The organism is Candidatus Poribacteria bacterium, assembly GCA_021295715.1.
Taxonomy (GTDB): Bacteria; Poribacteria; WGA-4E; order WGA-4E; family WGA-3G; genus WGA-3G.
Genome location: JAGWBV010000035.1, coordinates 25,235 through 31,470, shown reverse-complemented (window position 1 = coordinate 31,470; position 6,236 = coordinate 25,235). Strand labels below are relative to the sequence as shown.

The 6,236-nt window shown below is 46.7% G+C and carries 7 protein-coding genes; 2 read left to right on the top strand and 5 right to left on the bottom strand.

All coding sequences use genetic code 11. From position 1 onward, the window contains the following. The first annotated feature begins 8 nt into the window (after positions 1 to 8). Both J4G07_10525 and J4G07_10520 read left to right on the top strand, forming a co-directional pair. Positions 9 to 1,169: a 2-isopropylmalate synthase gene (locus J4G07_10525; protein ID MCE2414432.1), complete on the top strand. Its 1,161-nt coding sequence runs from the start codon at positions 9 to 11 to the stop codon at positions 1,167 to 1,169. 369 nt (positions 1,170 to 1,538) lie between these two features. Then, positions 1,539 to 3,782 (top strand): S9 family peptidase, encoded by a 2,244-nt coding sequence (locus tag J4G07_10520; protein MCE2414431.1) that lies wholly within the window; start codon positions 1,539 to 1,541, stop codon positions 3,780 to 3,782. Positions 3,783 to 3,893: 111 nt separating this feature from the next. Here the strand turns inward: J4G07_10520 and J4G07_10515 are convergent, their stop codons facing one another. The 5 genes from J4G07_10515 to J4G07_10495 all read right to left on the bottom strand — a co-directional run bounded on the left by J4G07_10515 (position 3,894) and on the right by J4G07_10495 (position 6,206). Further along, complete coding sequence (locus J4G07_10515) at positions 3,894 to 4,274, bottom strand: hypothetical protein (GenBank protein ID MCE2414430.1); 381 nt, start codon at positions 4,272 to 4,274, stop codon at positions 3,894 to 3,896. After that, positions 4,265 to 5,359, bottom strand: coding sequence for a hypothetical protein (locus J4G07_10510; protein MCE2414429.1), 1,095 nt, complete (start codon positions 5,357 to 5,359; stop codon positions 4,265 to 4,267). The genes J4G07_10515 and J4G07_10510 overlap by 10 nt, the downstream gene beginning before the upstream one ends. Positions 5,360 to 5,523: 164 nt before the next feature. Continuing rightward, a complete protein-coding gene (locus tag J4G07_10505; protein MCE2414428.1) occupies positions 5,524 to 5,829 on the bottom strand; it encodes a cupin domain-containing protein in 306 nt (101 codons plus the stop codon). Positions 5,830 to 5,841: 12 nt separating this feature from the next. Continuing rightward, on the bottom strand, positions 5,842 to 6,018 hold the full coding sequence (locus tag J4G07_10500) for a type II toxin-antitoxin system HicA family toxin (GenBank protein ID MCE2414427.1): 177 nt from the start codon (positions 6,016 to 6,018) through the stop codon (positions 5,842 to 5,844). After that, positions 6,015 to 6,206 carry a type II toxin-antitoxin system HicB family antitoxin gene (locus J4G07_10495; protein MCE2414426.1) on the bottom strand — a complete coding sequence of 64 codons (192 nt, stop codon included), beginning with the start codon at positions 6,204 to 6,206 and terminating at the stop codon, positions 6,015 to 6,017. Before J4G07_10495 ends, J4G07_10500 begins: the two co-directional genes overlap by 4 nt. Between the last annotated feature and the right edge of the window lie 30 nt (positions 6,207 to 6,236).

Below are 6,236 nucleotides of genomic sequence, written 5' to 3'. Positions count from 1 at the left end.
CGATTCACATGGGACGGATTACACGGACGACCCCCGAAGATACACTTCGGATGGCAACCGATGCAGTCTCCTATGCAAAGAGTTTGTGCGAAGGACACCCGGATGCGAATGTCGAATTTTCACCAATGGACGCGGGCCGGACGGAATTAGCGTTCCTTTATGAAGTCGTTGAAGCAACGATCGCTGCGGGGGCAACCGTCGTCAATATCCCGGAAACCGTCGGCTGGACTGTACCAACGGAATTTGGGGACTTGATTAAAGGTATCATGGAGAATGTCCCGAATGTTAACGATGCCATTATTAGTGTCCACTGTCATAACGACCTCGGTTTAGCGGTAGCGAACAGCCTTATAGCAGCAATCAACGGACTCGGAGAACGTGCGGGTAATACTTCGCTGGAAGAGGTCGTCATGGCGATCCGAACCCGACGTGACTACTTCAAAGCGTATTACACCGACATTAACGCGAAAGAAATCGTTCCAATCAGTCGGCGTGTGAGTCGGACAATGGGCATTGCTGTTCAACCGAACAAAGCGATTGTCGGTGCGAACGCATTCGCACACAGTTCGGGTATCCATCAGGACGGTATCATCAAATCGCGCGTGACCTTTGAAATCATTGATCCGAAGGAGATTGGATGGAAAGAGAGTCAACTGGTTCTCAGTCCGCGTTCCGGACGCAATGCCCTCAGACACCGCCTCAGCGAACTCGGCTACGAAGTGGACGCGGAGCAGTTGGACAAAGTGTATGAAAGATTCCTGCGGGTCGCTGATAAGAAGAAAGCAGTGCAGGATGCCGATCTTGAAGCGACTGCTGTCTTTGAACTTGATTACATCCAAGTCGTCAGTGGAACGAGAATCTCACCCACAACAACGGTCGGTGTTCGGACGGAAGATGGTGTGGTTGAGAGAGCCTCAACTGGGGATGGACCCGTGGATGCGGCGTTTAAGGCGATTAGCCAAATTGTCGACATTCAGCTAAACCTTATCGACTACCAGATCCGTTCCGTGACCGAAGGTGAAGATGCGATTGGTGAAGTTTCGCTGAAGGTCCAAGACAACGGAAACATTATCACAGGGCACGGTGCCAGTACAGACATCATCGAAGCGAGCGCACGGGCTTACATCCACGCTGTTAATAAGTTAATTCAGATCCGTTCGGAAGGATAATCTTTCCAGATACAATTCGGCGAAAGGGGTTGTTGAAGCCTCTTTCGCTTTTTTTTTTTGCAGGTTAAGAATGATTCCGAAACCCTACTCATCCAATTTATTGCTTAAGATTAGAAGTATTTTATAATTTATGCACGTTTTTGCTGTTGAATCACGTCATTAATAATTGTAAGGTTATTTGCTTGTGTCTTGAAAAGTCAACTTTGTTATGAGTAGGTTTAACACCAAATGCTTTAATTATACTATTCCACCGAAGTATAGTGTGGTTGGGGAAATATGATGAATTATAAAAACATCGTTAACGTTTGCTCTGGTTTACTCTTTTATTTACTCGTTATGGCAACAACAGCCATTGGCGCCGGAGAAGAAATGAATCCTTTAAAACTTGAAGATTTATTTAAATTCAACAAGATCACTGATAGAGTTCCTATTGACATTACCTCCGATGGAAACTGGGTTGCTTACACGACGCAAAACCGTGAACAGTATGAAGGAGGCGGTGGAGACTCAATATATTCCAAAACTGGAGTGGTGACGCTTGAAGTGGGTTACGCAACGATTTGGGTGACGAATACGCAAACAGGTGAGCATCGGAACCTCACCCCGGATTGGGGCTCAAGTTGGGCACCGAGGTGGTCTCTCGATGGAACACGTCTCGCCTTTTTTTCAGATCGGATGGGTAAACCCCATCTATTTATCTGGAATAGAGAATCTGATGATATGCAAGAGTTCTCATCTACAACCGTTCGGACGTTTTTTGGCTTTGAGGTGCCGAAATGGACCCCGGATGGACGTTATGTGCTTTTCAAATCAATTTCCTTGATAGATGACGAATCAAACGTGCCTAAATTTTCGCATAAAACTCCGCAGGAACCATCCTTTGTCGAAATTTGGGACTGGCCCAAAAAACGACTTCAAGAACAAGAAAATGAGACCCTTGAAGAAGACCAGACCCGTATGACAAACCCATTCGGGAAACAAGACATAGACTTAACTATTGCTGATACTAAAACAGGGAAAACATATTCGTTGATGAATGAGTATATGGTTAGAAGTTTCGATATAGCTCCTGACGGGGAACACGTAGCCGTTATAGTTTACTTAGGCTCTGAAACACCGACTGCTCAACAACCGGTATTTGCTCTCTACGTTTTACCGATGTCAAAGGAGTTAAACGAGACTTCATCCACGAGAATTGAACCCTTTGTGCGGAAAATTCAAATGGGATATGGCATCACTGTTAGTTGGTCACCAGATTCAAGATACATTGCGTACACAACAGAAGGCGATCTGGCATCAGGGGACGCGTTCGTTGTTAATGTGGAAACAGGTATCGTTCGTAATCTCACGGAAAGTCTTGATGTTGACCTTGGACAAGAGTATAAACCACCTCTCTGGATAGGAGAAAGCGAGGCACTTCTTTGCATCGCGCGTGGGGAAATCTGGAAAGTCCCGCTGAACGGTGGCACGATACAAAACTTAACGGAAAACTATGAGTTTTCTGTTCATGACATATTCTATCCCAGCGAAGGGTATGCAGCTTGGACGGTTAACAACGCTATCACGCTAAAAGTTTATGACCACAAACAGAGCTGTCACAGTTTTTATGGTCTGAGTCTCAGGAATAACACTGTTACACTTTTACGGGAGGAACACAAGCATCGACTTGTTCATGCAGGTCGCTTTTTTCAAGATGTAGCTGAGGAAACTGGAGAATTTATATACGTTGTCGAAAGTAACCGAGAACCACAGAATATCTGGATGAGCGACGTTGCTTTTGAATCCCCACGGCAAATTACAGACGTTAATCCGCATTTACAAACTATTGACTTTGGTAGGAGTGAATTGATTGAGTGGACGCTTAAAGACAGTCAAACCATTAAAGGGATTCTCGTGCTACCATCTAAGGCATCGGCGGAAAATCCAGCACCAATGATTGTGAACGTCTATGCAGGAAGTATGCCCTCGCACTACGTCAACCAGTTTAGTTTTGCCAATAGTGTAGGGTATTTCCATACAGGTATGTTTGTTTCACGAGGTTATGCGGTTTTCTTACCCGATTTTCCTGTACAGGAGATCGAGCCATACAAGCAATTCTCAGAGGTAATTCTTCCAGGAATTGATGCAGCAATTGCGACAAAAAAGGTAGATGCTGAAAGGTTGGGTGTTATCGGTCACAGTTTCGGTGGATATACCGTGAATGTCCTTATCACACAGACAACGCGATTCAAGGCGGCAGTCGCTATTGCATCTAAGGGCAACTTAATCAGTGGGTACCTTAATGGGGATAATGGTCTTGGTACCGGTTGGTACGAGGCTGGACAGGCTGGGATGGGTGGACCTTTATGGGAATTTCCACAACGCTACATTGATGGTTCGCCAGTCTTTCATCTGGATAAAGTTGAAACACCATTACTTCTGATTCACGGAGATCAAGATTTCATACCCTTTGAACAGGCGAAGGAAATGTTTATGGGGCTTGCGAGGCTTGAGAAGGAGGTTGTCTTGTTGAAGTATAAGGAGGCAGATCACGCCCCTGACTTTTGGTCAAACGAAAAACTCGCCGATTATTGGGAACGGATTCTAAGTTGGTATGACGAATATCTTAAATAGCGTGGTTTGACTTGAGCATGTAGTGAAACCCAACAATCTACGATCCGATGCCTAAACTATGCAGTGTTGGGTTTCACTCAGATTGCTTCCAAGGTTGATTTATCTCGGCAACTACCAATCCTCAACCAATTGCACCAGCAGTCGCACGCCGTAGCCGGACGCGCCTTCAGGGATATATGAGGATCCCTTCATCCCCCAAGCCGTGCCAGCGATATCGAGGTGAACCCACGGATAGCCTTCCGCGAATTTCTTCAAGAACGCGCCCCCAGCAATCGTGCCAGCAGTGCCGTCCCCGATATTCTGCACGTCCGCGATCTTGCTTTTAACCCCTTCATCGTAATCATCCCAAAGTGGTAATTCCCAGACCCGTTCGTGTGTCTTCACGGCTGCTGACTTCACTTTCGACATGAGTTCCTGATCTGTGCCCATCGCACCTGCTGCAATATGCCCTAAACAGGTAATGACGGCACCGGTGAGTGTGGCTAAGTCGATAACGCCTTTCGGATTATACTGAGCAACACCAACCGCCCCTCAGCGTCGGTGTTGAGGATCTCAATTGTTTTACCGCCGTAAGCGGTGACGACATCGCCCGGTTTAACAGCGGTTCCACTCGGCATATTCTCAGTCGCCGCGATTACACCGATGACGCGCACGTTTGGTTTCAGATGACCGATCGCCTGCATCGCACCAATCACAGCTGCAGCCCCCGACATATCGTGCTTCATCTCATGCATACCGCTTCCACCTTTGAGCGATATCCCACCTGTGTCAAAGGTAATCCCTTTTCCAGCAAGCACGACGGTGTCTTGCCCTTCGCCGTCTGGTGTATATTCCAGAATAATAAAACGCGGTTCTTCAACACTTCCCTGCGCAACAGCGAGGAGTGTGCGGAAACCTTTCTCCTCAAGGGTCGCTTTGCCAAAAATTTCGCAATTGAGTCCAGCTGTGTCTGCCACTGTTTGTGCCTTTTCAGCGAGTTGTGTCGGTGTGAGATAGTTTGCGGGTTGGTTGCTGAGATCGCGAGCGAGGAGCGTGCCGTTGGCTATCGTTTCCCCTCGCTCTACAGCGTCTTCTATCGTTGCCTTAATTTGTTCGTTTTCAACTAAAAACGTAATAGATTCAAGTTTCTTTTTTTTATTGTCATCGTCGGTATCGGTTTTGTGTTCGTTGAACTGATAGAGTGCGAGAAGACATGCCTCCGTGGCGGCTTGAATCATTTCGGGAGTGGCTTCAATAGGAATCGGAATTGCGGCACTACTTAAACCCATATCGCGGATCGCTCGCGCGGCGTTACCTGCAGCCTCGCGCACTTTCTCAACAGTGAGATCGTGATATTCACCCAAACCCACCAAAAGCAGGCGGGGTGCCGTGATTGCGCCGTTTGTATAGAGCCAGTTGGTCGTGTTGTGTTTACCTGTAAAATCGCCAAGATTCATCACTTCACGAATGCGTCCACCCAGAGCTTGTTCTATGTTTTGGAGAGGTGCGCTATAGAAATCTGGGTTTTCCAAGATTCCGAGGGCAATGACATCGGTCTGCTCTTGGGCAAACCCACCGGTTTTTACAGTAATATTCATTTTTTATTTTACCTTGCGGAGTAATGAAGCAGGTTTCATGCCCAGCATGTCTTCCTCCTATCCGTCCTCCATTTCATTACGGACTACGGTCCTGAGTTGGGTCGGAAGAGTTTACTTGTGATGCGGATAAGTAAAGGACGGTGCGTAAGCCCTATTAAAAAGTCTTAATTTCTTCGCATTCCTGTCAAGACCACTAATGGATCTTCGCCTGTGACAGTGATTGAATGATAGGTGTTCGCGGGAACATCCATCCGGTCGCCGGATTCAACGGTTCCGTGTTCATCGGCAACTTTCACATCAGCCGTGCCAGATAACACGCAGACGACTTCATCTTGCGTATGGATATAATCGAGATAAGCACCCCCCGGACGACCCGTCCACTCATAGGCATCGAAGCCTTCAGATTTTAACTGTTGTTTTAAGGCATCAGCATCTGGGTGCTGTTCTGACCAACGTGATTTCCAAGTCATACAAAATCTCCTTTAATCCCTAAGCATTTTAAGAATGTGTTTTGCTAACACATCTTTAATTTCTCTGTGGCGCGGTACCGGCTGAGAAACGCGAGTGTTCGGATTCTGATACCAATCATGCTTCGCACCATGACGAATAAGGACACACCCTATCTTTTTTAACTCACGAATCAAGTCTCGTCTTTTCATGCAATCTGCAACTCGGCAACCTTTCGAACACACGGAATAGCCCCACTCGTGAGTTCCTTGTAAAGATCCAGAAGGTTTTCCTCTAAGGCTTCAAAGGTATCTCCTTGCGTCCAATAATCGGGATACGCCTCCAAATATCCGATAAAAACTGTTTCATCTTGCCAATAAATGTACTTTTGCGTTTTCATAGAGAGCCTCCTATGCTTCTTGTGTGCCCA